We start from the raw sequence: 21535 nt of genomic DNA on the forward strand, positions 1-21535 counted from the left end.
CATTTTTCAACATTTCGCCCAGGCCTGCCTGGTGAGTGACCGACAACAAAGAGCCCGCAGTCGCGGGCTCTTTGTTGGTACGGATGCATCGATCTCAGCGACGAGCCAGCCACTTGCTAGGGTTGATCGCCTCGCCCTGGTAGCGGATCTCGAAGTAGAGGCCAGGTCTGTCCTGACCCCCGCTGTCGCCGACCAGGGCGACGGGTTCCCCCTGCTCCACTTTCTGGCCAGTCTGGCGTAGCAGCGACTGATTATGACCATATAGGCTCATGTAGCCCTTGCCGTGATCTATCACCAGCAGCATGCCGAAGCCGTCCAGCCAGTCCGCGTAGACCACCTGACCCGGTGCGACCGCCTTGACCTGGGTGCCTTCATTGGCCCCGATCAGGGTGCCTTTCCACTTGAGTTGAGCGGTGCGCTGGGAGCCGTAGGAGATGAGGATCGGGCCCTGTACCGGCCAGCGCAGATTGCCGCCGGTGCTGAGGCCGCCGTAGGCGCCAGTGCTTGCCTTGGCGCTGCTGCGTGCGGCGGCTTGCTGCTGTGCCACCTTGCTTTGTTGTGCGGCGACTTGCTGCTGCTGTGCGGCGAGCCGTTGCTGTTCGCCGACTTGCCGTTGTTGGGCCGCGATCCGCTGTTGTTCTGCAATTCTTTTCTGTTCGGCGGCCAGGCGTTGCGCCTCCAGACGACGCTGGCGCTCCTGCTCGGCCTTGAGCTTGGCGAGACGTTCCCGCTCGGCCCGTTCCCGACGCTCCTGCTCTTCCCGCTTGCGTCTGAGCTCTTCGAGCTTGGCTTTGAGGGCATGTTCAGCCTTGACCAGTTTGTCGAGCTTCAGCTCATCGTTCTGAACCGATTGCTGTAGCTGGTTGCGCACCTTGGCGCGACTCTGCTGGCTGGCGAGCAGGGTCTGGTGATGCTCTTGTTGCTCGCCGAGCAGGCTTTGCAGTGCCTGTTCGGTCTGCTGGGTGGCTTGCTGGTTCTTGGCGAGCTTGGTACGAGTGGCGCGCAGGGCATCTATGGCCTCGATGCGGGCCTTGTTGAGGTAGTCGTAATAGTCGAGGGAGCGGCTGATCTTGGCCGGATCCTGCTGATTGAGCAGCAGCTTGAGATAGTCGTGATTACCGGCCTGGAAAGCGCTCTCGGCCTGTTTGGCCAGCAGTTGCTTCTGATGCTTGGCCTCTTGCTCCAACTGACTCTTGTTCTGTTGCAGTTTGACCAGTTTGCGCTGATTCTGCTGCAGTTGCCGCTTGGTTTCGTTGAGCTTGGCGGCCGCTGCGGAAATGGATTGCTCATCTTGCTTCAACTGGTTGTTGAGCTTGGCGAGTTCGCCCTTGCTGAGCTTGATGGTCTTGCGCTGATCCTTTATCTGGGACTGCATCTGACCGAGTTCGTTGGCCGCCGACACTGGGGCCGGGCCAAACGCAAAAAACAGCGCGCCTGCCAACAGGCAGACGCGACTGGTTTTGAGTGAAAAATATCCGCATCCCCGCATGGGGCAGGATTATTTCAGAATCATCAGGGGCTTGCCAGTCATTTCCGGCGGCACAGGCAGACCCATGAGGGTGAGCATGGTCGGGGCCAGATCGGACAATTTACCGTCTTGTGCCACTTCTGCCTTGCGGCCGAAATAGATGAGTGGAACCGGCAGGTTGGTGTGGGCGGTATGAGCCTGACCCGTCTCTTCGTCCAGCATTTTCTCGGCGTTGCCGTGGTCGGCGGTAATGAGGCATTCGCCGCCGACTTCAGCCAGGGCCTCGGTGACGCGGCCGATGCAGTGGTCAACGGCTTCACAGGCTTTGACTGCGGCATCGAACACGCCGGTGTGGCCGACCATGTCGCCATTGGGGTAGTTGCAGATGATGACATCGTACTTGCCGCTCTTGATGGCGCCGACCAGCTTGTCGGTCAGCTCTTCCGAGCTCATCTCCGGCTGCAGGTCATAGGTGGCCACTTTCGGGCTGGCGACGATCTCGCGATCCTCACCGGGGAAGCAAGCCTCTTCGCCACCGTTGAAGAAGAAGGTGACGTGGGCGTACTTCTCGGTTTCGGAGATGCGCAGCTGAGTCTTGCCCTGCTTGGCCAGCCATTCACCCAGGGTGTTGACCAGGGCGGTGGGCGGATAGGCGCAGACGGCTTTGATGTCGGCCGCGTATTCGGTCAGCATCACGAAGTTCAGGGCAGGGGTCGCTTCGCGGGCAAAGCCGGTGAAATCGCTATCGACGAAGGCGCGGGTGATTTCGCGGGCACGGTCAGCACGGAAGTTCATGAAGATCAGTGCATCGCCGTCTTGCATGGGAGCGGCTGCGCCAATGCGGGTGGCCTTGACGAACTCGTCGTTCTCGTCGCGGGCATAGGCGGCGGCCAGGGCGTCGCTGGCGTTGTCGGCGGTGAATTCGCCCTTGCCCTGTGTCATCAGGTCATAGGCTTGCTGCACGCGATCCCAACGGTTGTCGCGGTCCATGGCGAAGTAACGGCCGATCATGGAGGCGAAGCGGCCTTTGCCCAAGCGGGCAAAGAGGGCGTCGAACTGCTCGATGGAGGATTGGGCGGAACGCGGCGGTACGTCGCGGCCATCCAGGAAGGCGTGGAAGTAGATCTGCTCGGCGCCACGCTTGGCAGCCATTTCGATCATGCCCATGATGTGCTCTTCATGGCTATGTACGCCACCCGGAGACATCAGGCCCATGATGTGCACGGCTTTGCCGTTGCTGACGGCGCTGTCGACGGCCTTGCCCAGTTCAACATTGTTGAAGAAGGTGCCTTCGCTAATATCCTTGGAGATGCGGGTCAGCTCCTGATAGACGATGCGACCTGCACCAATGTTGACGTGGCCCACTTCGGAGTTGCCCATCTGGCCATCGGGCAGGCCCACATCCAGGCCGGAACCGGAAATCAGGGTGCTGGTATAGTCATGGGCCAGGCGGTCCAGATTCGGGGTCTTGGCGGCGGCAACGGCATTGTGCTCTTGCTTGGTGCTGTAGCCCCAACCGTCCATGATGACCAAAACCAGGGGTTTCTTCGCTGTTGACATAAAGCTATGTCCTCTCGGATAGGAATGAACTGGGGAATCGAAACTAGCGTAATATTACTACATCTGCCGAAATAGTCACCTGATCCCCAAGCGTCTCTCCCTCTTGGTTTTTCACTGTTACCGGGCCGTTTCGGCATGTTGTCAGCTTGTCTATCGAGGGTTATCTCGTTGCCGAAGATGGCCACCATGCCCCCATCATTGTCCGGATTCTGCTCCCTCGAGGGAGAGGTGGCCTGGCGCGGCGTCTTGATGGGAGCCCGCTCTCGCTTTGCCGCCAAGATGGCTGATCTTCACAGGGGGCCCATGTATACTCGGCCACTTGTCTCGGTCTTTGGATAGTAAAAGATGCAAGAGTATTTGGATTTTGCGACCCGCAACCCGCTGTTGTCGGCGGCGTGGTTGGGTCTGGCAGGCACCCTGATCTACACCACAGTGCGCGCTAGCCTCTCTCCGGTAAAAACGGTGAATAACCACGGTGCAACACTGCTTATCAACCGTGAGAATGCCATCGTGGTTGATACCCGCAGCCAGGACGAATATGCCAAGGGCCATCTGGCCGGTGCTCAACACCTGCCCGCCAGCCAGATCCAGGCCAATAATCTGGGCGCGGTTGAAAAGCATAAAGATGCCCCCATCATAGTGGTGTGCGAGTCGGGGATGACCGCTGGTGGCGCGGCCCGCCAGCTGAGCAAGGCCGGCTTCAAGCAGGTATATGTGCTCAGCGGTGGCATGGCCCAATGGCGTGCAGACAATCTGCCGGTGACCAAAAAACGCTGATTAAGGGCGTGCGCCCAACATTTTTATCAAAGGAATCAAAAGAATGGCTGACGAAATCAACAACCAGGAAGTACAACCTGAATTCCACATCCAGCGTGTCTACACCAAGGATGTCTCTTTCGAAGCGCCGAACACGCCGCACATCTTCCAGAAAGAGTGGCAACCGGACGTCAAGCTGGACATGGACACCAAGACCAGTGTCCTGGCTGACGGTGTTTACGAGGTTGTACTGACCCTGACCGTCACCTGCAAACTGGAAACCGAGACCGCCTTCCTGTGTGAAGTGCAGCAAGCCGGTATCTTCAGCATCGGCAACCTGCCTGAGCCACAGCTGGCACACTGCCTGGCCGCATTCTGCCCGAACATTCTGTTCCCTTATGCCCGCGAAGCCGTGGCCAACCTGGTCAGCAAGGGTTCCTTCCCGCAGCTGAACCTGGCTCCGGTCAACTTCGATGCCCTGTTTGCCCAGCATATGGCACAGGCTCAGGCGCAACAGGCAACAGCGGAAGCCTGATCAATGGCCGACCCGATCGCGATTTCGGTGTTGGGGGCGGGGTCCTATGGCTCCGCCCTTGCCATTTCTCTGGCCCGTAACGGTCATCCGACTCTGCTATGGGGCCATAATCCGGCTCATGTCGCCGTGCTGGAAGCCGATCGTTGCAACAAGGCCTTCCTGCCGGATGTGCCTTTCCCAGATATGCTGCAACTGAGTGCCAATCTGGAGCAGGCTGTGCAGGCCGCCCCCGTGTTGCTGCTGGTGGTGCCGAGCCATGTATTTGGCCAGGTGCTGACCGAGCTCAAACCCTTCCTGCGCCCCGATACCCGTATCGCCTGGGCCACCAAGGGGCTGGAGCCGGACAGCGGCCGCCTGTTGCAGGATGTGGCGCGGGAAGTGCTGGGAGATGCCATGCCGTTGGCGGTGATCTCGGGCCCTACCTTCGCCAAGGAGCTGGCCGCCGGTCTGCCGACAGCCATTTCGGTCGCCTCGACCCATGACGATTTTGCCGACGATCTCTCCCATCTGCTCCACTGTGGCCGTTCATTCCGGGTCTATACCAATCCGGACTTCATCGGTCTGCAACTGGGGGGGGCGGTCAAGAACGTCATCGCCATCGGTGCTGGTCTCTCGGACGGACTGGGCTTTGGCGCCAACGCCAGAACCGCGCTCATCACTCGGGGTCTGGTCGAGATGCAGCGTCTGGGCGCTGCCTTGGGTGCCGATGCCAAGACCTTCATGGGGATGGCGGGGCTCGGCGATCTGGTGCTGACCTGTACCGACAACCAGTCCCGCAACCGCCGCTTCGGTTTGGCGCTCGGGGCCGGTAAAGAGGTGGATACTGCCATGGCCGAGATAGGTCAGGTCGTGGAAGGCTATCGCAACACCAAGGAAGTGCATCTGCTGGCGGCCCGTTATGGGGTCGAGATGCCCATCTGCGAGCAGATCTTCCAGGTGCTCTATCAGGGTCGGAATCCGAAAGAGGCTGCCATCGCCTTGCTCAGCCGTGACAAGCGCGACGAGTGATCTCTGGCTGAATCCTGATCATCCGGTAGTAAAAAGCCCCGCCAATTTGGCGGGGTTTTTTTCATCGTGGGCGCAGAGGGCGTTGTGCGCTTCACTTAATCACGGGCATGAACACAGGAGCATTCATGCCGTCGTTATCAATAGTAGGAGTGGTCGCCACGGCTGTGCTCGGTCGCATCTTTGACGCCGTTGAGCTCGCCCGGGAATTTCTCCAGCAACTGCTTCTCGATCCCCTCTTTCAGGGTGTAGTCGACCATGGAGCAGCCGTTGCAACCGCCGCCGAACTGCAAGATGGCCAGCTTGTCTTCGGTCAGTTCGACCAGGGTTACCTTGCCGCCGTGACCGGCCAGCATGGGATTGACCTCGGAGGTCAGCACATACTCGATGCGATCGATCAGGGGCGCATCATCGGCCACCTTGCGCATCTTGGCATTCGGCGCCTTGAGGGTGAGCTGGGAGCCCATCTGATCGGTGACGAAGTCGATGGTGGCATCAAGCAGGTAAGGGGCGCTCAGCGGATCGACCAGGCAGTCAAAGCCGCTGAAGGGGAGGTGTTGATCTTCCGGGTCCACCGCATCCGGTGGGCAGTAAGAGACGCCGCACTCGGCGTTCTGGGTTCCCGGATTGACCACAAACACCCGGATATTGGTGCCATCAGGCTGATTTTCCAGCAGCTTGCGGAAATGCGCCTGGGCGGTGTCGGAAATGCTGATCATCACTATCCTCATAAACCTGAGTGTACGACTAGGGTATTCATGATAACGCGGTTGCCGTCCCTTGGGTAGCGAGTGTTCAAGCCCCGGACACACAGAGATGGCACGCAGGATCTACACCTCAAGGCGACCTATGGCATTGTGATGTTGCTGCTGTTCCAGTTGGCTCACCGGGTCATGGCTACTTGAAATGGGGCAGGGTACGGCACAAGGCCCACACCTCGACTCTCTCAATTCCGCTCTGATGCAGCAGCCGGCTCAGCTGGCCCGCGGTCGCCCCCGTGGTGACCACGTCATCGAGCAGGGCGACATGCCGATAGGGATGGGGGTTGATGTGAAAGGCCCCTTTGAGATTGCGGCGGCGCTGGCCGGCACTGAGTTGAGTCTGCTGAGGGGTTGCCCGAATACGGTGAATGACCTGGGGGTCGAGGGGGATGCCGGTCAAACGGCTCAGACAGAGACCCAGCTGCTCTGCCTGATTGAAACCACGGCGCCACTGGCGCCACCAATGCAATGGCACAGGGATGATTGCCTCGGGGGGCTCCTCCAGAGTCAGATGATCCGCCAGCAGCCTGGCGAGCAGGGGGGCCAGCAGCAAGTCGCCACCATATTTCAGACGAGGGATAAGCCAGGGGTAGGGCGGCAGATAGTCCCCTATCACTTGCAGCCTCTCCCAGGGGGGTGGTCTGCGCTGGCAACGGCCACAGAGAGGCCAGATACCTTCGAGAGGGGCGGCGCAGAGTTGGCAGCGATGCACGTGCTGGCGGAGGCTGACTCGACAGCAGTGGCAGAGCAGGGGGGCATGGTCACAGGGTTGCCGACAGAGCAGGCAGAGCCCGAGCCAGTCGGCCGGGGTGCCGAGGATCGGACTTGCTTTGGCGAGCAGGCGCTTTAACATGCGACCCCAATGAATTGATGTGAGGGAGTCTGATGAGCATAGTGGTGGAGCGCCTCGGCCAGGGGCCAGATCTGGTGTTGTTGCATGGTTGGGGCATGAATGGTGCCGTCTGGCATGGGATCGCGCCGCTGCTCAGCCCGCATTTTCGGTTGCATCTAATTGATTTGCCAGGCTTTGGTGCCAGTTCGCTGGCCGAGGGGGTAGACTACGACCTCAACTGGCTGGCTCGGCAGGTTGTCGCGGTATTACCGCCGCGTGCCCACCTGCTCGGTTGGTCGCTCGGTGGCCTGGTGGCGAGCCGCATTGCTCTCGATGAGCCGGATCGTGTTGCCTCCCTTATCACCGTTGCCAGCTCCCCTTGCTTTATGGCGCGAGAGGCGTGGCCCGGTATAGCCCCCAAGGTGCTGGAGGGGTTCATGGCGGCGCTTGGCGGCGATTTTCGCCAGACGGTGGAGCGCTTCCTCGCCATTCAGGCCATGGGTAGCGAACATGCCCGGGACGACATCCGCCAGTTGAAGCAGTGGTTGGCTGAACGGCCTGCGCCGCAGCTGGCCGCCCTCACTGCGGGGCTGACTATGCTGGCCGAGGTGGATTTGCGCGAGGAGCTGGCGCAGCTGGCACTGCCCTGGTTACGAGTCTATGGTCGCCTCGACTCCCTGGTGCCCAGGGCTGGCATTCCTCTGCTCGATGAACGTTATCCTCGCAGCGAGAGCCAGGTACTGAGCAAGGCATCCCATGCTCCCTTTATTTCCCACCCGAGCCCCTTCGTCACCGGCATCAGGGAGTGGCTCGCCATGGCGGGTGGCCGTGCTGATTAAAAATCGAGCGTCATGCTTTGATAATCCTGCGGGGCGGTGGATACTTAAGCCACTGTCAGGGAGATAGCACTATGCAAATTGATTCCGCCTTTACGACTGGCCTGCAGGGATATCAGCGGGCCGAGCAGAGGGTTGGCCAGGCAAGCGAGGCCATTGCCAGCGTCAATGGCGCGTCCCGTGAGTCAGGCGCGGCTCCGGTCGAAATCACCGACGAGCTGATCAATCTCAAGCTGGGTGAACTGGAGGCCGGCGCCTCGGCCAAGGTGATCCAGACGGCCAGCGACATGCTCGGCAGCCTGATCGACATTCGGGTCTAAGAGGCCTGCTCGGCCACCCTCGGGGTGGCCGAGCACTATGATGAGCCTCAACGTCACACTTCCCCCCAGTCTTCCCAATGCGCTGCAACCTCAGACGGAAGCGGCGCGCAGCGATAATCGCCGCGCCGAGCTGATCCCTCAAGCTCCCCAGGGGGCCGCCTCCGGGGGCAGCCAGAAATCGGCCAGCCAGCAGGATCATGAGAGGCAGGCTCACAGTCAGGGACCCATTCGAGAGTCTGTGGTGCGCGAGGGTATGGGTACCTTGTCCCCGGCACCGCATCCTGGACCACTGCGGGCCGATGAGGGTGGCCATCAGGCCGGTCAGGGGGGCAACCAGCAGGAGGCGCATCGGGAGCGTCATCAAGATGCTGGGCAGGCAGGGGATAAGAGGGGATCCAATACAGGGGCCTCGGCGCTTGATATAGGTGGAACTGGCTTGCAGCCCCGCGCTGTCCAGCATGCTTATCCCGGGATGCAAGGCGGGGTATTGAATGCCTATATGGAGCTGCGCAGCCAGGCCATAGCCCTGCGTTATCGCAGTGCCAGCAGACCCGCATCGCCCCAGCAATTTGATCTGAAAATCTGAACCCGCTGCCCCCTGATGGTTCTGTCAGCACCCAGGACTCGGCACTTCTGCATGGGATAGATGGCAGATGATGAGATCGGAAAAACAAAAAGCCCCTCGCGGGGCTTTTTGTTGCTGGGTGACATTCACCTGAGACGCTATTTTTTAGCCTTGGCAAAGGCGGCGGCAAAGGCGTTGCCGAAGGCGGCATTCTCGACCGGTTTACTCCCTTGCTGTGGGGGGCGAGCAGGTTTGGCAGCTTGCCCCCGGGGCGCAGCCTTGCTATCTGCATCGTTCCTGGGTTTGCGTCCTCCCTGATCACCGGCCTGCTGATCCAGACGCATGGTGAGGCTGATGCGCTTGCGGGGGGCATCCACTTCCAGCACCTTGACCCTCACCACGTCCCCTGTCTTGACTACCTCCCGGGGATCTTTGATGAAGCGATCGGTGAGGGAGCTGATATGAACCAAGCCATCCTGATGGACTCCGATGTCGACGAAGGCCCCGAAGTTGGTGACATTGGTGACCACCCCTTCCAGCACCATCTCGGGTTGCAGGTCGCTTATCTTCTCTATCCCCTCCTTGAAGGTGGCGGTCTTGAATTCGGGACGGGGATCCCTGCCCGGCTTGTCCAGCTCCTTGATGATGTCGGTGACGGTCGGTACCCCGAACTTGTCATCGACATAGTCGGCAGGTTTGAGACTGCGCAGCAGCGGACCGTTGCCGAGCAGGTCGTCTACCGCCTGCTTGAGCTGCGCCAGGATCCGCTCCACCACAGGGTAAGACTCAGGATGCACCGCCGAGCCATCGAGGGGGTGAGTGCCGCCACGAATGCGCAGGAAGCCCGCACACTGCTCGAACGCCTTGGGGCCGAGTCGACTCACCTTGAGCAACTGCTGGCGGCTCTTGAAGGCGCCATGTTCATCACGGTAAGTCACTATGTTCTGGGCCAGGGTCTGGGAGAGGCCGGAGACCCGGGTCAGCAACGGTACCGAGGCCGTGTTCACATCCACACCGACCGCGTTCACGCAATCCTCCACCACGGCATCGAGCTTGCGGGCGAGCTGGCTCTGACCGACATCATGCTGGTACTGGCCCACCCCTATGCTTTTGGGATCTATCTTGACCAGCTCGGCCAGGGGATCTTGCAGGCGGCGGGCGATGGAAACGGCGCCGCGGATGGACACATCCAGATCCGGGAACTCCTGGGAGGCTAGCTCGGAGGCGGAGTAGACGGAGGCGCCCGCCTCGCTGACCACGATGTGCTGAGCACGTGCCTCCGGGTAGCGTTTGAACAGTTCGGCCGTCAGGCGATCCGTCTCGCGGGAGGCGGTGCCATTGCCGATGCTGACCAGCTCTACCTTATGTTTGACGCAGAGGTCGCGCAGGGTGGCCAGGCTCTGCTCAACCTGCTTTCTCGGCTCGAAGGGATAGATAGTCGCGGTATCGACCAGTTTGCCGGTGGCATCGACCACGGCCACCTTGACCCCGGTGCGGATGCCGGGATCCAGCCCCATGGTACAGCGCATGCCGGCCGGTGCCGCCATCAACAGATCCTGGAGGTTCATGGCGAACACCTTGATCGCCTCTTCTTCGGCCTGTTCGCGGATCTGGCCGATGAGCTCGGTCTCCATCTGCAAGGAGAGTTTGATGCGCCAGGTCCAACTCACCACCCCTTGCAGCCACTTGTCGGCGGGACGGCCCTCGGCCTTGACGCCGACCTGGTGGGCGATGATGCCTTCGCAGGGGTGGCTGGCTTCCTCCTCGCCGACGATCAGTGCCAGGTTGAGCATGCCCTCGTTGCGGCCGCGCAACATGGCCAATACCCGGTGGGAGGGGGCCTTGTGCAGGGGTTCGTCATGTGCGAAGTAGTCCTTGAACTTGGCTCCCTCTTGCTCCTTGCCCTCGATCAGCCGGGCACGCAGGGTTGCGTTGTGCCAGAGGTAATCGCGCAGTCGTGCGAGCAGGGGCGCTTGCTCCGCAAAGCGCTCCATCAAGATGTAGCGGGCGCCATCGAGGGCAGCCTTGGTATCGGCGATGCCCGCCTCGACCTTGACGAAGATGGCGGCCTCCTGTTCTGGGTCCAGATTGGGATTGGCGAACAGGCGCTCGGCCAGGGGCTCAAGACCGGCTTCTATGGCCATTTGCCCTTTGGTGCGGCGTTTGGGTTTGTAGGGCAGGTAGAGATCTTCGAGGCGGGTCTTGGTGTCGGCCTCGCCCAGGGCGCGGGCCAGTTCCGGGGTCAGCTTGCCCTGTTCCTGCACGGAGTTGAGAATCACCTGGCGCCTCTCTTCGAGCTCACGCAGGTAGCCGAGTCGGGTCTCCAGGGTGCGCAATTGGCTATCATCCAGTCCTTCGGTGACCTCCTTGCGGTAGCGAGCGATGAAAGGCACGGTTGCCCCTTCGTCCAGCAGGCGGATGGCGGCATGTACCTGCTGTGGGCGGGCATTGAGTTCGGCGGCTATCTGTCGTTCTATGGTCTGCATCTGTGCTCTGGGTCTCCATGGTCACTGGCTGGCGGCTCGCGAGCCTACCCCGCGCGGGGTTAGAATAGAACCCAAGTGGCGAGGACATGTAAAGATGAAAAAAAGCGATTATATCACCCGCGAAGGGTGGCTCGAACTGGATCGGGAATTCAAGACCCTGTGGAAGGAGGAGCGCCCCAGGGTGACGCAGGCGGTGTCGGAGGCCGCGGCGCTCGGTGACAGATCCGAGAATGCCGAATACATCTATGGCAAGAAGCGGCTGCGTGAGATTGATCGGCGGCTGCGTTTTCTCGGCAAGCGGCTCGACGCGCTCACCATAGTGGATCCCAGCCCTCAGCAGGAGGGGCGAGTCTTCTTCGGCGCCTGGGTTGAGCTGGAAGATGAAGCCGGTCAGCGGGTGCGCTACCGATTGGTGGGACCTGATGAATTTAACCTGTCTGAAGGCAAACTCAGCGTGGATTCCCCTCTGGCGCGCGCCCTGCTCAAGAAGCAGGTCGATGACGAGGTGGAGGTGAGCACGCCATCTGGATTGCAGTTCTGGTATATCAACGAGATCCGTTACGGCCCCTTCGAGGCGCGGGGCAGGACCCCCAAGCAATAACCGGTAACACTTTTCGTCTTGGCCGGGGCAGGGCAAGCGCCTAGGATGACCCTTCATGGGTAAGGAGAGGCAAAATGAGTCAGCAATACAAGGTGCTGGTGGTCGATGACGATCTCAAGCTGAGGGCCCTGCTGGAGCGGTATCTGAGCGAGCAGGGCTTCGGGGTGCGCGGCGTCGCCAATGGCGAACAGGCCGATCGCCTGCTGGCGCGGGAGAACTTCAGCCTGATGGTGCTCGACCTCATGTTGCCCGGCGAGGATGGACTCTCCATCTGTCGCCGCCTGCGTGAAGCGGGTAACCAGATCCCGGTATTGATGCTCACCGCCAAGGGGGACGAGGTCGATCGCATCGTCGGTCTGGAGATGGGCGCTGATGACTACCTGCCCAAACCATTCAATCCGCGGGAACTGCTGGCCCGGATCCGCGCCGTGCTGCGCCGCCATCAGGTGGAGCTGCCGGGGGCGCCTTCCGCCACCGAGAAGGTTGTGAGCTTTGGCGCCTATCGCCTCGATCTCGCCACCCGGGAGCTGACCCGGGACCATGAGCCCCTCTCTCTGACCAGCGGCGAGTTCGCCGTGCTCAAGGTATTGGTGAGCCATCCCCGTGAACCTCTCTCCCGCGACAAGTTGATGAACCTGGCCCGCGGCCGGGAGTACACGGCGACCGAGCGCAGCATCGATGTGCAGGTGTCGCGCCTGCGTCGCTTGCTGGAGCAGGATCCGGCCCAGCCCAGATACCTGCAGACCGTCTGGGGCCTGGGTTATGTGTTCGTGCCGGACGGGGAGAGCCGATGAGACGCGCGACCAGCATGTTCTCCCGCACCCTCTGGTTTCTGGCCTCGGTGCTGGTGGTCTATCAGCTGGTCTCGTACGTTGCCTTCTACAACTATCTGCTGGAGCCCACGGTCAAGCAGATCAGCCACCTGCTGGCCAATCAGGTCAAACTCATCTTCCCCGCCCAACGGGATGGCATGCTGCCCGACGAGGCGGAGGCCCTGGTTTACTTGGCCACAGGCATCGATATCTACAGTCAGGGCGAGGCGGAACAGCACGGCCTCAAGACGGCAAAACGCTACCAATACCTGGAAGAGGGGATCAGCGAAGAGCTGGGCGGGGCGGCCAAGGTGCGGGTGGAGATCCAGGATCACTACATCATCTGGATCCAGCCACCCCAGGCCAGCACCATCTGGCTGCGGGTGCCGCTTACCGAGATCGATGATGACGATATCCAGCCCTTGATGTTTTACCTGAGTGTGCTGCTGGTGGTGACCCTGTTTGCCGCCTGGCGCTTTGCCCGTCAACTGATGCGCCCCCTCGAGGAGCTGGAGGCGGGGGCCATTGCCGTCGCTCGGGGTCAGTTTCCCGACGCCCTGAACGAGCAGGGGTCACGGGAGTTGAGGCGATTGACCCGCAGCTTCAACCACATGTCCCACTCCATCAAGGAGCTGATCGAAGAGCGTAACCTGATGATGGCCGGTGTCTCCCACGACTTGCGCACGCCGCTCACCCGCATCCGCCTCGCCACCGAGATGATGTCGTCCCGGGAGGAGGGGCTCAAGGAGAGCATCAACGCCGACATTGATGAAACCAACGCCATTATCGATCAGTTTATCGACTACATACGGCCAGCCGGCAGTGTGGAGACCAGGCCCATCGACCTGACCCAGCTGATCCACGATGTACTGCTGCTACAAGGGGAGCAGGACCTGGAGCTGGAGCTGGCCTTGCCGCCCGAGGCCGTATTGGTGGAGTGCCACCCCCTCGGCCTGCGGCGGGTGCTCAACAACCTGTGCGGCAACGCCCAGCGCTATGGCGCCCGCCGGGTGCAGGCGGAGTTGAGGGACGATGGTCACTGGGTCCGGCTGCGGATCTCGGATGATGGCCCCGGCATACCGGAGGCAGATTATCAGCGGGTACTCAGACCCTTCACCCAGGGCAATCAGGCGCGCACCGGCGGAGGCAGCGGCCTGGGGCTCGCCATCGTCGCCAAGATAGTGGCTCAGCACCATGGCACCCTGCGGCTCGGCGTCTCGGATTGGAACGGCCTGCTGGTCGAGATCCGCTTGCCCAAACAGCAGCCACTGGAGTGGGTCGACTAAATGGAGTCCTTCCAAATATACAAGGGGGCCAATGGCCCCCTTGTGTTATCCGGTCTCTTGCTCAGGCATCTGGCGTTATCTGGTTACGGTAGCGTTTGCCGTATTTGAGCTGCTGCACCAGCAAGGCGATGACGATAAGAGCCAAGCCTATGGGAGTGGCCGGGTGTATCTCCTCGCCGAGGAGCAGGTTGAGCAGGATCAGCGAGGCGAAGGGAGAGATGAAGATAAGGTTGCTGAGTGGCGCCGTATCCGTGGCACTGCGCATGGCCATCAACCAGAGCACGAAGCCAAAACCCATCTCGAACAGCCCGACATAGATGGCGCCAGCCCACCCTTGCCAGGCCGTCATCTGAAAATCGGCCAGCCACCAGGTGGCCACCAGAATGAGCGGCAGGCTGAGCAGAAAGCCGAGCAGCAGGCTGACGATGGGATCCCCCTGATTACGGGTGTTGAGGATCCAGTAGCTCGCCCAGATCAGCGTAGAGAGCAATGCCAGCCCCACGCCAAGCGGACTGTCGAACTGCAGGCCGAGCACATCCCCCTTGGTGGCGATCACCAGGGCACCGAAGTAGCCGAGCAGTATGGCCACCCCATCCCGGCGGCGCAGTTTCTGGCCGAGGAAGGGCACGGCCAGCAGACTCAAGCTGATGGCCCAGGTGTAGTTGATCGTCTGCGCCTGTTGCGCCGGCAGCAGGTCATAGGCTTTGAACAGCAGCAGGTAATAGAGAAAAGGGTTGAGGGTGCCCAGGGCCAGATAGTAACGCGGACGCTCCTTCAGGTACTGGCGCAGCAGCGGCAACTTGCCCTGTTTGATCACCAGGGCACCCAGGGCCAGGGTCGAGGTGAGGGCGGCGACCAGCAGCAGTTGTACTGGCTCGAAATAGCGCAGTGACAGCTTGAAGGCGGTGGCAACCGTAGACCAGAGCGCCACGGCGCACAGGCCGTATTGATAGGCTCTCTTCTGATTTTTCAACATACTGCAGATCCTTGCATGACCAGCTGAAGGGGCAATTGGCCCCGCAGTCTAGCAGGCTGAGCCTGGCACTGTCGTTGACTGGATGGGGCGGGTGGCAGTCCGGCGGTCCGGGCCCCTGAGCGGAACAGAGTCGAGTAAAAATCGTGCACTATCTGCACGGCGCAGCTTGCGCCAATTGAAAATATCCGTATAATTCCCCCCGCTTACCCATGAGGTAAGCCAGACGATATGTCTGCATGCTGAGCTTCCCGTTTACGAGTCGCCAGCCTTACAGTCCTCCCGATATGGGGGGAAACGTGAAAAATCACACCTCTGGCGGGATAATTCCCGGTCGGGCGGTGTTGGTTTATGTTCTTTTATCTATTGGAGCTCTGTCAATGCAGAACCAAAGAATCCGTATTCGCCTGAAGGCTTTTGATCATCGTCTGATAGATCAGTCCACAGCGGAAATCGTTGAAACTGCAAAGCGCACTGGCGCGCAGGTTCGCGGTCCTATCCCGCTGCCGACTCGCAAAGAGCGCTTCACCGTCCTGATCTCCCCGCACGTCAACAAAGATGCGCGCGATCAGTACGAGATCCGCACTCACAAGCGTCTGGTAGACATCGTTGAGCCGACTGACAAGACCGTAGACGCCCTGATGCGTCTGGATCTGGCAGCCGGTGTAGACGTCCAGATCAGCCTGGGCTAATTACGGAAAGGATTGATAACAATGACAATCGGTCTTGTAGGTCGCAAAGTGGGTATGACTCGCATCTTCACTGAAGATGGCGTTTCTATCCCGGTGACTGTTATCGAAGTTGAAGCTAACCGTGTAACTCAGGTCAAATCTGTAGAAACCGATGGCTACAACGCTATTCAGGTTACCACTGGCGCCAAAAAAGCCAGCCGTGTAACTAAGCCGGAAGCGGGCCACTTCGCCAAAGCTGGTGTCGAAGCCGGTCGTGGTCTGTGGGAATTCCGTCTGAACAACGGTGAAGTATTCACTGTTGGCGGCGAGTTGAAAGTAGATCTTTTCGCTGACGTTAAGCTGGTAGATGTTACCGGCACATCCAAGGGTAAAGGTTTTGCCGGTACTGTTAAGCGCTGGAACTTCCGCACCCAGGATATGACCCACGGTAACTCCTTGTCTCACCGCGCTCCGGGTTCTATCGGTCAGAACCAATCCCCGGGTAAGGTATTCAAGGGCAAAAAGATGGCTGGTCACATGGGAGCTGAGCGTGTAACGACTCAGAACCTGGAACTGGTTCGTGTTGACGCTGAACGTAACCTGCTGCTCATCAAAGGTGCAGTACCGGGTGCTACCAACGGCAACGTGATCGTCAAACCTGCCGTTAAAGCGTAACGTCTGAGGAGATAGTAATGGAATTGGTAATGAAAGACGCCAAGAGCGCTCTTGAAGTTTCCGAGACTACCTTCGGGCGCGAATTCAACGAGGCTCTGGTTCACCAGGTCGTCGTTGCATATGCCGCAGGTGCCCGTCAGGGTACTCGTGCGCAGCTGACTCGCTCTGAAGTGTCTGGTGGCGGCAAAAAGCCGTGGCGTCAGAAGGGTACTGGTCGTGCCCGTGCTGGCTCCATCCGTTCGCCTATTTGGCGTTCCGGTGGTGTGACTTTTGCTGCTAAGCCGCAAGATCACAGCCAAAAAGTAAACAAGAAGATGTACCGCGGCGCTATCCGTAGCATCCTGTCCGAACTGGTACGTCAAGAGCGCCTGATCGTTGTCGAGAAATTCGGCATCGAAGCGCCAAAGACCAAAGAACTGATCGCCAAGCTGAAAGAGATGGAACTGAAAGACGTTCTGATCGTGACTGCTGAAGTCGATGAGAACCTGTTCCTCGCCGCTCGCAACCTGTACAAGGTCGATGTGCGTGACGTAGCCGGTATCGACCCCGTCAGCTTGATCGCTTTCGACAAGGTTCTGATGACTGCTGATGCAGTTAAGCAAATCGAGGAGATGCTGGCATGATCCGCGAAGAGCGTCTGTTGAAAGTTCTGAAGGCTCCGCATATCTCTGAAAAGAGCACCATGGTCGCCGAGAAGCAGAACACTATCGTGTTCAAAATTGCTGTCGACGCCACCAAGGCGGAAGTCAAAGCTGCAGTTGCGAAACTGTTCGAGGTCGAAGTTGAGACCGTCCGTACCCTGAACATGAAGGGTAAGACCAAGCGCTCAGGTGCGCGTGTAGGCCGTCGTTCCGATTGGAAAAAGGCTTATGTGACCCTGAAAGCTGGTCAGGACATCGACTTCATGGGCGCAGCCGAGTAAGAGGAGTTCTGAAAAATGGCAATCGTTAAGTGCAAGCCTACTTCTCCGGGCCGCCGCCACGTCGTTAAGATCGTCAACCAAGAGCTGTACAAGGGTAAGCCCTTTGCCGCTCTGCTGGACAGCAAAAGCAAGTCCGGTGGTCGTAACAACAACGGTCGTATCACTACCCGTCATATCGGTGGTGGTCACAAGCAGCATTACCGTATCGTCGACTTCAAGCGCGACAAAGACGGCATTCCTGCCAAAGTAGAGCGTCTGGAATACGATCCTAACCGTACCGCTAACATCGCCCTGGTGTTGTATGCAGACGGTGAGCGTCGTTACATCCTGGCCCCGAAAGGCCTGAAAGCTGGCGATCCGATCGCTTCTGGTGCTGATGCAGCCATCAAGGTAGGTAACGCCCTGCCGATGCGCAACATCCCGGTAGGTTCTACCGTTCACGCCGTTGAGATGAAGCCTGGTAAAGGTGCCCAGCTGGCTCGTTCCGCTGGTACTTTCATCCAGATCCTGGCTCGTGAAGGTAACTATGTAACTCTGCGTCTGCGTTCCGGCGAAGTACGTAAAGTTCTGTCCGAGTGCCGCGCCACTATCGGCGAAGTGGGTAACTCCGAGCACATGTTGCGTCAACTGGGTAAAGCCGGTGCCAACCGCTGGCGTGGTATTCGTCCGACCGTTCGCGGTATGGCGATGAACCCGGTCGATCACCCGCACGGTGGTGGTGAAGGTCGTAACAAGGGCATGCAGCCTGTGTCCCCTTGGGGCCAGAAGGCTAAGGGCTTCAAGACCCGTAAGAACAAGCGTACCGACAAGTACATCGTACGTCGTCGTAACAAGTAATTGTTAACATAGAGGAATCACCATGCCACGTTCTCTCAAGAAGGGTCCATTTATTGACCTGCACTTGCTGAAGAAGGTAGAGAAAGCGGTGGAAAGCGGGGATAAAAAGCCGGTTAAAACCTGGTCCCGTCGCTCAATGATCATCCCGAACATGATCGGTTTGACCATCGCTGTCCATAATGGTCGTCAGCACGTTCCGGTTTTCGTTACCGAAGAAATGATCGGTCACAAACTGGGTGAATTCGCACCGACTCGTACTTATCGCGGCCATGCTGCTGATAAGAAGGCTAAGAAGCGCTAAGGGATAAATGATGGAAGCTATCGCTAAACACCGTTATGCCCGTACTTCTGCCCAGAAAGCTCGTCTGGTAGCCGATCAAGTACGTGGTCTGTCCGTAGACAAGGCTCTGACTCTCCTGACCTTCAGCCCGAAAAAGGCTGCAGTTCTGGTGAAGAAGGTGCTGGAATCTGCCATTGCAAACGCTGAGCACAACGAAGGCGCCGATATCGACGCACTGCGTGTTGCTACTATCATGGTCGACGAAGGTCCCTCCATGAAGCGCATCCGTCCTCGTGCTAAAGGTCGCGCGGATCGTATCCTCAAGCGTACCGCTCACATCACTGTAGTGGTATCCGACGCTAAGGCTGGGAGATAAGCAATGGGTCAGAAAGTACATCCTAATGGCATTCGCCTGGGTATTACCAAGCCTTGGAATTCTACCTGGTTCGCGAACACCAAAGACTTCGCTGACAACCTGTACAGCGATTTCCAAGTACGCCAGTTCCTGACCAAGGAGCTGAAAAACGCTTCCTTGTCCAAGATCACCATCGAGCGTCCGGCCAAGAGCATCCGTGTGACCATTCACACTGCTCGTCCGGGTGTCGTGATCGGCAAGAAAGGCGAAGACGTTGAGAAACTGCGCAAAGCTGTCGCCGCTATCGCTGGCGTGCCTGCACAGATCAACATTTCCGAAGTCCGCAAGCCGGAGCTGGATGGCAAACTTGTTGCTGACAGCATCACTTCCCAACTGGAACGTCGCGTAATGTTCCGTCGTGCTATGAAGCGCGCCGTACAGAACGCAATGCGCCTGGGTGCCAAGGGCATCAAAGTGGAAGTGTCTGGTCGTCTGGGCGGCGCTGAAATCGCGCGTACCGAATGGTACCGTGAAGGTCGTGTGCCTTTGCACACCCTGCGTGCCGACATCGACTACGCAACTTCTGAAGCCCACACCACCTACGGTGTGATCGGCGTTAAGGTTTGGATCTTCAAGGGCGAAGTTCTGGGTGGTCTGGCTGCAGTTAATGCTGCCGCTGCTCAAGAGCAAGCTCCTGCGAAGCCCAAGCGCGATAACAAACGCCGCGGTAAGTAAGGAGATTCGGTAAATGTTGCAACCAAAGCGTACTAAATTCCGCAAGACCCATAAGGGTCGTAACCGCGGTCTGGCCAACTCTGGTAACGAAGTATCCTTCGGTACCTTTGGCCTGAAGGCGACATCCCGTGGTCAACTGACTGCTCGTCAAATCGAAGCAGCCCGTCGTGCCATGACCCGTCACGTTAAGCGTCAGGGTAAAATCTGGATCCGTGTGTTCCCGGACAAGCCGATTACCGAAAAGCCCCTCGAAGTTCGTATGGGTAAAGGTAAGGGTAACGTCGAATACTGGGTATGCCCGATCCAACCTGGCAAGGTTCTGTACGAGATGGACGGTGTTCCTGAGGCCCTGGCCCGTGAAGCATTCGCCCTGGCCGCTGCTAAGCTGTCCGTTCAGACCACTTTCGTAATTAAGACGGTGATGTGATGAAAGCTCAAGATCTGCGTCAAAAGAGCGTCGATGAACTGAACCAGGAGCTGCTGGGTCTGCTGCGTGAGCAATTCAACATGCGCATGCAAGCTTCCACTGGCCAACTGGCTCAGACTCACACTCTGAAGCAAGTGCGTCGTGACGTCGCACGTATCAAGACTGTACTGACTGAGAAGGCAGGTGCGTAATGACTGACAAAATCCGTACTCTGCAAGGTCGTGTAATTAGCGACAAGATGGACAAATCCATCACTGTCGCTATCGAACGCAAGGTAAAGCACCCGATCTACGGTAAGATCATCAAGCGCACTACCAAGCTGCACGTACACGATGAGACCAACGAGTGTAAAGCTGGCGATCTCGTGGAAATCCGCGAGTGCCGTCCGCTGTCCAAGACCAAGTCTTGGACCCTGGTCGGGATCCTGGAAAAGGCTTAATCAGTCTTTTGTAGTCCAAACGGCCCCCATCAGGGGCCGTTTGTTTTTTAGGCTACCTTTTCCAATTTCTCTGTGTTATAGTTTCGCGCCTTTTGAAGGCAGCCAGATCCCGTATGGGATAAGAAGTAAACAAAGCGGAGCACTAAAATGATCCAGATGCAAAGTATGCTGGGTGTAGCCGACAACTCCGGCGCTCGCAGTGTAATGTGTATTAAGGTTCTGGGTGGCTCGCACCGCCGTTATGCCGGCATCGGCGACATCATCAAAGTTTCCATTAAGGAAGCCATTCCTCGCGGTAAAGTGAAGAAAGGTGATGTATATAATGCGGTGGTCGTACGCACCCGTAAAGGCGTTCGTCGTCCGGACGGCTCAGTCATCCGTTTCGACAACAATGCGGCTGTTTTGCTTAACGGCAACCAACAGCCAATCGGTACTCGTATTTTTGGCCCGGTGACCCGTGAACTACGTAATGAGAAGTTCATGAAGATTGTGTCCCTGGCACCCGAAGTACTGTAAGGAGTCGAACGATGGCAGCTAAAATCCGTCGCGAAGACGAAGTGATAGTTCTTACCGGTAAAGACAAGGGCAAGCGTGGCAAAGTCACTCAAGTCCTGATTGCTAAAGGTAAGGTTCTCGTGGAAGGCATCAACCAGGTGAAGAAACACCAGAAGCCGGTACCCGCTTTGGGTCAGGCTGGCGGTATCGTCACCAAAGAAGCCCCCCTCGATGTTTCAAACGTAGCGCTGTTCAACTCTGCCACTGGCAAAGCTGACCGCGTTGGTTTCCGGATTGAAGACGGCAAAAAAGTTCGTTTCTTCAAGTCTACCGGCGAACTTGTGAAGTAATTGGAGTTTAACGATGGCGAAACTGCATGATTACTACAGATCCGATGTAGCACAAGAACTGTCAAAGCAGTTCGGTTACAAGACGATCATGCAAGTCCCTCGGATCGAGAAAATCACCCTGAATATGGGTGTTGGTGAGGCGATTTCTGATAAGAAATTGCTGGAAAATGCTGCTGCCGATATGGCTGCCATTTCCGGTCAGAAGCCGCTGATCACCAAAGCTCGCAAATCTGTTGCGGGCTTCAAGATTCGTGAAGGCTACCCGATAGGTTGTAAAGTAACCCTGCGTGGCGAGCGTATGTGGGAGTTCCTGGAACGGCTGATCTGCATCTCCGTACCGCGTATCCGTGACTTCCGTGGCCTGAATGCTAAAGCGTTCGATGGTCGTGGTAACTACTCCATGGGCGTGCGTGAGCAAATCATCTTCCCGGAAATCGACTATGACAAAGTCGATCGCGTCCGTGGTCTGGATATCACCATCACCACTTCCGCGAATACCGATGAAGAAGGCCGTGCTCTGCTGGCTGCCTTTAACTTCCCATTCCGCAAGTAA

General features: G+C 58.5%; 29 protein-coding genes. 23 read left to right on the forward strand and 6 right to left on the reverse strand.

Annotated elements, in window-relative coordinates; genetic code table 11:
* Window positions 1-94 precede the first annotated feature (94 nt).
* Both ACSMDR_RS11455 and gpmM read right to left on the reverse strand, forming a co-directional pair.
* Window positions 95-1489 (reverse strand): peptidoglycan DD-metalloendopeptidase family protein, encoded by a 1395-nt coding sequence (locus ACSMDR_RS11455; RefSeq protein WP_436468344.1) that lies wholly within the window; start codon window positions 1487-1489, stop codon window positions 95-97.
* 9 nt (window positions 1490-1498) lie between these two features.
* Window positions 1499-3028: a 2,3-bisphosphoglycerate-independent phosphoglycerate mutase gene (gene gpmM, locus ACSMDR_RS11460; protein WP_005890805.1), complete on the reverse strand. Its 1530-nt coding sequence runs from the start codon at window positions 3026-3028 to the stop codon at window positions 1499-1501.
* Window positions 3029-3373: 345 nt separating this feature from the next.
* Here gpmM and ACSMDR_RS11465 point away from each other — a divergent pair, with 345 nt between their 5' ends.
* From ACSMDR_RS11465 to gpsA, 3 genes are read left to right on the forward strand one after another with little or no spacing between them, the layout of a single operon-like run.
* Window positions 3374-3805: a rhodanese-like domain-containing protein gene (locus ACSMDR_RS11465; protein WP_005890807.1), complete on the forward strand. Its 432-nt coding sequence runs from the start codon at window positions 3374-3376 to the stop codon at window positions 3803-3805.
* 43 nt (window positions 3806-3848) lie between these two features.
* A complete protein-coding gene (secB, locus tag ACSMDR_RS11470) occupies window positions 3849-4319 on the forward strand; it encodes a protein-export chaperone SecB (RefSeq protein WP_005890810.1) in 471 nt (156 codons plus the stop codon).
* 3 nt (window positions 4320-4322) lie between these two features.
* Window positions 4323-5327, forward strand: coding sequence for an NAD(P)H-dependent glycerol-3-phosphate dehydrogenase (gene gpsA / locus ACSMDR_RS11475; protein WP_005890812.1), 1005 nt, complete (start codon window positions 4323-4325; stop codon window positions 5325-5327).
* A 137-nt stretch (window positions 5328-5464) separates the two neighbouring features.
* Here the strand turns inward: gpsA and nfuA are convergent, their stop codons facing one another.
* Together nfuA and ACSMDR_RS11485 are read right to left on the reverse strand one after the other, a co-directional pair.
* Complete coding sequence (gene nfuA / locus ACSMDR_RS11480; protein WP_005890814.1) at window positions 5465-6043, reverse strand: Fe-S biogenesis protein NfuA; 579 nt, start codon at window positions 6041-6043, stop codon at window positions 5465-5467.
* 178 nt (window positions 6044-6221) lie between these two features.
* A complete protein-coding gene (locus tag ACSMDR_RS11485) occupies window positions 6222-6938 on the reverse strand; it encodes a ComF family protein (RefSeq protein ID WP_436468345.1) in 717 nt (238 codons plus the stop codon).
* Between the two features lie 32 nt (window positions 6939-6970).
* Between ACSMDR_RS11485 and bioH the strand changes: the two genes are divergently transcribed.
* From bioH to ACSMDR_RS11500, 3 genes are all read left to right on the forward strand, one after another.
* Complete coding sequence (gene bioH / locus ACSMDR_RS11490) at window positions 6971-7756, forward strand: pimeloyl-ACP methyl ester esterase BioH (RefSeq protein ID WP_436468346.1); 786 nt, start codon at window positions 6971-6973, stop codon at window positions 7754-7756.
* Between the two features lie 71 nt (window positions 7757-7827).
* Window positions 7828-8073: a hypothetical protein gene (locus ACSMDR_RS11495; protein WP_005890821.1), complete on the forward strand. Its 246-nt coding sequence runs from the start codon at window positions 7828-7830 to the stop codon at window positions 8071-8073.
* A gap of 37 nt (window positions 8074-8110) precedes the next feature.
* A complete protein-coding gene (locus tag ACSMDR_RS11500) occupies window positions 8111-8659 on the forward strand; it encodes a hypothetical protein (protein WP_436468347.1) in 549 nt (182 codons plus the stop codon).
* A gap of 137 nt (window positions 8660-8796) precedes the next feature.
* Here ACSMDR_RS11500 and ACSMDR_RS11505 read toward each other — a convergent pair whose 3' ends face one another.
* Window positions 8797-11124 (reverse strand): Tex family protein, encoded by a 2328-nt coding sequence (locus ACSMDR_RS11505; RefSeq protein ID WP_436468348.1) that lies wholly within the window; start codon window positions 11122-11124, stop codon window positions 8797-8799.
* Window positions 11125-11218: 94 nt separating this feature from the next.
* Here ACSMDR_RS11505 and greB point away from each other — a divergent pair, with 94 nt between their 5' ends.
* The 3 genes from greB to envZ all read left to right on the forward strand — a co-directional run bounded on the left by greB (window position 11219) and on the right by envZ (window position 13823).
* The gene (gene greB / locus ACSMDR_RS11510) at window positions 11219-11725 is read left to right on the forward strand and encodes a transcription elongation factor GreB (protein ID WP_436468349.1); all 507 of its coding nucleotides are present in this window, start codon (window positions 11219-11221) and stop codon (window positions 11723-11725) included.
* 74 nt (window positions 11726-11799) lie between these two features.
* On the forward strand, window positions 11800-12519 hold the full coding sequence (gene ompR, locus ACSMDR_RS11515) for an osmolarity response regulator transcription factor OmpR (RefSeq protein ID WP_005890831.1): 720 nt from the start codon (window positions 11800-11802) through the stop codon (window positions 12517-12519).
* Window positions 12516-13823 (forward strand): two-component system sensor histidine kinase EnvZ, encoded by a 1308-nt coding sequence (envZ, locus tag ACSMDR_RS11520; protein WP_005890833.1) that lies wholly within the window; start codon window positions 12516-12518, stop codon window positions 13821-13823. Before ompR ends, envZ begins: the two co-directional genes overlap by 4 nt.
* A gap of 61 nt (window positions 13824-13884) precedes the next feature.
* Here envZ and ACSMDR_RS11525 read toward each other — a convergent pair whose 3' ends face one another.
* On the reverse strand, window positions 13885-14799 hold the full coding sequence (locus ACSMDR_RS11525; RefSeq protein WP_436468350.1) for a DMT family transporter: 915 nt from the start codon (window positions 14797-14799) through the stop codon (window positions 13885-13887).
* A 377-nt stretch (window positions 14800-15176) separates the two neighbouring features.
* Here ACSMDR_RS11525 and rpsJ point away from each other — a divergent pair, with 377 nt between their 5' ends.
* From rpsJ to rplE, 14 genes are all read left to right on the forward strand, one after another.
* Window positions 15177-15488, forward strand: coding sequence for a 30S ribosomal protein S10 (gene rpsJ / locus ACSMDR_RS11530; protein ID WP_005307944.1), 312 nt, complete (start codon window positions 15177-15179; stop codon window positions 15486-15488).
* Between the two features lie 21 nt (window positions 15489-15509).
* A complete protein-coding gene (rplC, locus tag ACSMDR_RS11535; protein ID WP_005890879.1) occupies window positions 15510-16142 on the forward strand; it encodes a 50S ribosomal protein L3 in 633 nt (210 codons plus the stop codon).
* 17 nt (window positions 16143-16159) lie between these two features.
* The gene (gene rplD, locus ACSMDR_RS11540; protein WP_005890881.1) at window positions 16160-16765 is read left to right on the forward strand and encodes a 50S ribosomal protein L4; all 606 of its coding nucleotides are present in this window, start codon (window positions 16160-16162) and stop codon (window positions 16763-16765) included.
* A complete protein-coding gene (rplW, locus tag ACSMDR_RS11545; RefSeq protein WP_005319747.1) occupies window positions 16762-17064 on the forward strand; it encodes a 50S ribosomal protein L23 in 303 nt (100 codons plus the stop codon). The genes rplD and rplW overlap by 4 nt, the downstream gene beginning before the upstream one ends.
* A gap of 15 nt (window positions 17065-17079) precedes the next feature.
* Entirely contained in the window at window positions 17080-17901 is an 822-nt protein-coding gene (rplB, locus tag ACSMDR_RS11550; RefSeq protein ID WP_005890888.1) for a 50S ribosomal protein L2, read from the forward strand.
* Window positions 17902-17923: 22 nt separating this feature from the next.
* Window positions 17924-18202 carry a 30S ribosomal protein S19 gene (rpsS, locus tag ACSMDR_RS11555; protein WP_005307960.1) on the forward strand — a complete coding sequence of 93 codons (279 nt, stop codon included), beginning with the start codon at window positions 17924-17926 and terminating at the stop codon, window positions 18200-18202.
* 10 nt (window positions 18203-18212) lie between these two features.
* Entirely contained in the window at window positions 18213-18557 is a 345-nt protein-coding gene (gene rplV / locus ACSMDR_RS11560; RefSeq protein ID WP_005890899.1) for a 50S ribosomal protein L22, read from the forward strand.
* 3 nt (window positions 18558-18560) lie between these two features.
* Window positions 18561-19271, forward strand: coding sequence for a 30S ribosomal protein S3 (gene rpsC / locus ACSMDR_RS11565; RefSeq protein WP_005890900.1), 711 nt, complete (start codon window positions 18561-18563; stop codon window positions 19269-19271).
* A gap of 13 nt (window positions 19272-19284) precedes the next feature.
* Window positions 19285-19698 (forward strand): 50S ribosomal protein L16, encoded by a 414-nt coding sequence (gene rplP, locus ACSMDR_RS11570; RefSeq protein ID WP_005307963.1) that lies wholly within the window; start codon window positions 19285-19287, stop codon window positions 19696-19698.
* Entirely contained in the window at window positions 19698-19889 is a 192-nt protein-coding gene (gene rpmC / locus ACSMDR_RS11575) for a 50S ribosomal protein L29 (RefSeq protein ID WP_005319733.1), read from the forward strand. Before rplP ends, rpmC begins: the two co-directional genes overlap by 1 nt.
* Window positions 19889-20137 (forward strand): 30S ribosomal protein S17, encoded by a 249-nt coding sequence (gene rpsQ / locus ACSMDR_RS11580; protein WP_005890905.1) that lies wholly within the window; start codon window positions 19889-19891, stop codon window positions 20135-20137. The genes rpmC and rpsQ overlap by 1 nt, the downstream gene beginning before the upstream one ends.
* Window positions 20138-20284: 147 nt before the next feature.
* On the forward strand, window positions 20285-20653 hold the full coding sequence (gene rplN / locus ACSMDR_RS11585; RefSeq protein ID WP_005890908.1) for a 50S ribosomal protein L14: 369 nt from the start codon (window positions 20285-20287) through the stop codon (window positions 20651-20653).
* Window positions 20654-20664: 11 nt separating this feature from the next.
* The gene (gene rplX / locus ACSMDR_RS11590) at window positions 20665-20982 is read left to right on the forward strand and encodes a 50S ribosomal protein L24 (RefSeq protein WP_005890910.1); all 318 of its coding nucleotides are present in this window, start codon (window positions 20665-20667) and stop codon (window positions 20980-20982) included.
* Window positions 20983-20995: 13 nt separating this feature from the next.
* Complete coding sequence (gene rplE, locus ACSMDR_RS11595; protein ID WP_005890912.1) at window positions 20996-21535, forward strand: 50S ribosomal protein L5; 540 nt, start codon at window positions 20996-20998, stop codon at window positions 21533-21535.

Source organism: Aeromonas molluscorum (assembly GCF_051376105.1).
Lineage (GTDB): Bacteria > Pseudomonadota > Gammaproteobacteria > Enterobacterales > Aeromonadaceae > Aeromonas > Aeromonas molluscorum.

Bases quoted from the DNA above. Each gene is read 5' to 3' on its own strand.
- ACSMDR_RS11455 (WP_436468344.1), bottom strand. From the start codon at position 1,489: ATGCGGGGATGCGGATATTTTTCACTCAAAACCAGTCGCGTCTGCCTG.
- gpmM (WP_005890805.1), bottom strand. From the start codon at position 3,028: ATGTCAACAGCGAAGAAACCCCTGGTTTTGGTCATCATGGACGGTTGG.
- ACSMDR_RS11465 (WP_005890807.1), top strand. From the start codon at position 3,374: ATGCAAGAGTATTTGGATTTTGCGACCCGCAACCCGCTGTTGTCGGCG.
- secB (WP_005890810.1), top strand. From the start codon at position 3,849: ATGGCTGACGAAATCAACAACCAGGAAGTACAACCTGAATTCCACATC.
- gpsA (WP_005890812.1), top strand. From the start codon at position 4,323: ATGGCCGACCCGATCGCGATTTCGGTGTTGGGGGCGGGGTCCTATGGC.
- nfuA (WP_005890814.1), bottom strand. From the start codon at position 6,043: ATGATCAGCATTTCCGACACCGCCCAGGCGCATTTCCGCAAGCTGCTG.
- ACSMDR_RS11485 (WP_436468345.1), bottom strand. From the start codon at position 6,938: ATGTTAAAGCGCCTGCTCGCCAAAGCAAGTCCGATCCTCGGCACCCCG.
- bioH (WP_436468346.1), top strand. From the start codon at position 6,971: ATGAGCATAGTGGTGGAGCGCCTCGGCCAGGGGCCAGATCTGGTGTTG.
- ACSMDR_RS11495 (WP_005890821.1), top strand. From the start codon at position 7,828: ATGCAAATTGATTCCGCCTTTACGACTGGCCTGCAGGGATATCAGCGG.
- ACSMDR_RS11500 (WP_436468347.1), top strand. From the start codon at position 8,111: ATGATGAGCCTCAACGTCACACTTCCCCCCAGTCTTCCCAATGCGCTG.
- ACSMDR_RS11505 (WP_436468348.1), bottom strand. From the start codon at position 11,124: ATGCAGACCATAGAACGACAGATAGCCGCCGAACTCAATGCCCGCCCA.
- greB (WP_436468349.1), top strand. From the start codon at position 11,219: ATGAAAAAAAGCGATTATATCACCCGCGAAGGGTGGCTCGAACTGGAT.
- ompR (WP_005890831.1), top strand. From the start codon at position 11,800: ATGAGTCAGCAATACAAGGTGCTGGTGGTCGATGACGATCTCAAGCTG.
- envZ (WP_005890833.1), top strand. From the start codon at position 12,516: ATGAGACGCGCGACCAGCATGTTCTCCCGCACCCTCTGGTTTCTGGCC.
- ACSMDR_RS11525 (WP_436468350.1), bottom strand. From the start codon at position 14,799: ATGTTGAAAAATCAGAAGAGAGCCTATCAATACGGCCTGTGCGCCGTG.
- rpsJ (WP_005307944.1), top strand. From the start codon at position 15,177: ATGCAGAACCAAAGAATCCGTATTCGCCTGAAGGCTTTTGATCATCGT.
- rplC (WP_005890879.1), top strand. From the start codon at position 15,510: ATGACAATCGGTCTTGTAGGTCGCAAAGTGGGTATGACTCGCATCTTC.
- rplD (WP_005890881.1), top strand. From the start codon at position 16,160: ATGGAATTGGTAATGAAAGACGCCAAGAGCGCTCTTGAAGTTTCCGAG.
- rplW (WP_005319747.1), top strand. From the start codon at position 16,762: ATGATCCGCGAAGAGCGTCTGTTGAAAGTTCTGAAGGCTCCGCATATC.
- rplB (WP_005890888.1), top strand. From the start codon at position 17,080: ATGGCAATCGTTAAGTGCAAGCCTACTTCTCCGGGCCGCCGCCACGTC.
- rpsS (WP_005307960.1), top strand. From the start codon at position 17,924: ATGCCACGTTCTCTCAAGAAGGGTCCATTTATTGACCTGCACTTGCTG.
- rplV (WP_005890899.1), top strand. From the start codon at position 18,213: ATGGAAGCTATCGCTAAACACCGTTATGCCCGTACTTCTGCCCAGAAA.
- rpsC (WP_005890900.1), top strand. From the start codon at position 18,561: ATGGGTCAGAAAGTACATCCTAATGGCATTCGCCTGGGTATTACCAAG.
- rplP (WP_005307963.1), top strand. From the start codon at position 19,285: ATGTTGCAACCAAAGCGTACTAAATTCCGCAAGACCCATAAGGGTCGT.
- rpmC (WP_005319733.1), top strand. From the start codon at position 19,698: ATGAAAGCTCAAGATCTGCGTCAAAAGAGCGTCGATGAACTGAACCAG.
- rpsQ (WP_005890905.1), top strand. From the start codon at position 19,889: ATGACTGACAAAATCCGTACTCTGCAAGGTCGTGTAATTAGCGACAAG.
- rplN (WP_005890908.1), top strand. From the start codon at position 20,285: ATGATCCAGATGCAAAGTATGCTGGGTGTAGCCGACAACTCCGGCGCT.
- rplX (WP_005890910.1), top strand. From the start codon at position 20,665: ATGGCAGCTAAAATCCGTCGCGAAGACGAAGTGATAGTTCTTACCGGT.
- rplE (WP_005890912.1), top strand. From the start codon at position 20,996: ATGGCGAAACTGCATGATTACTACAGATCCGATGTAGCACAAGAACTG.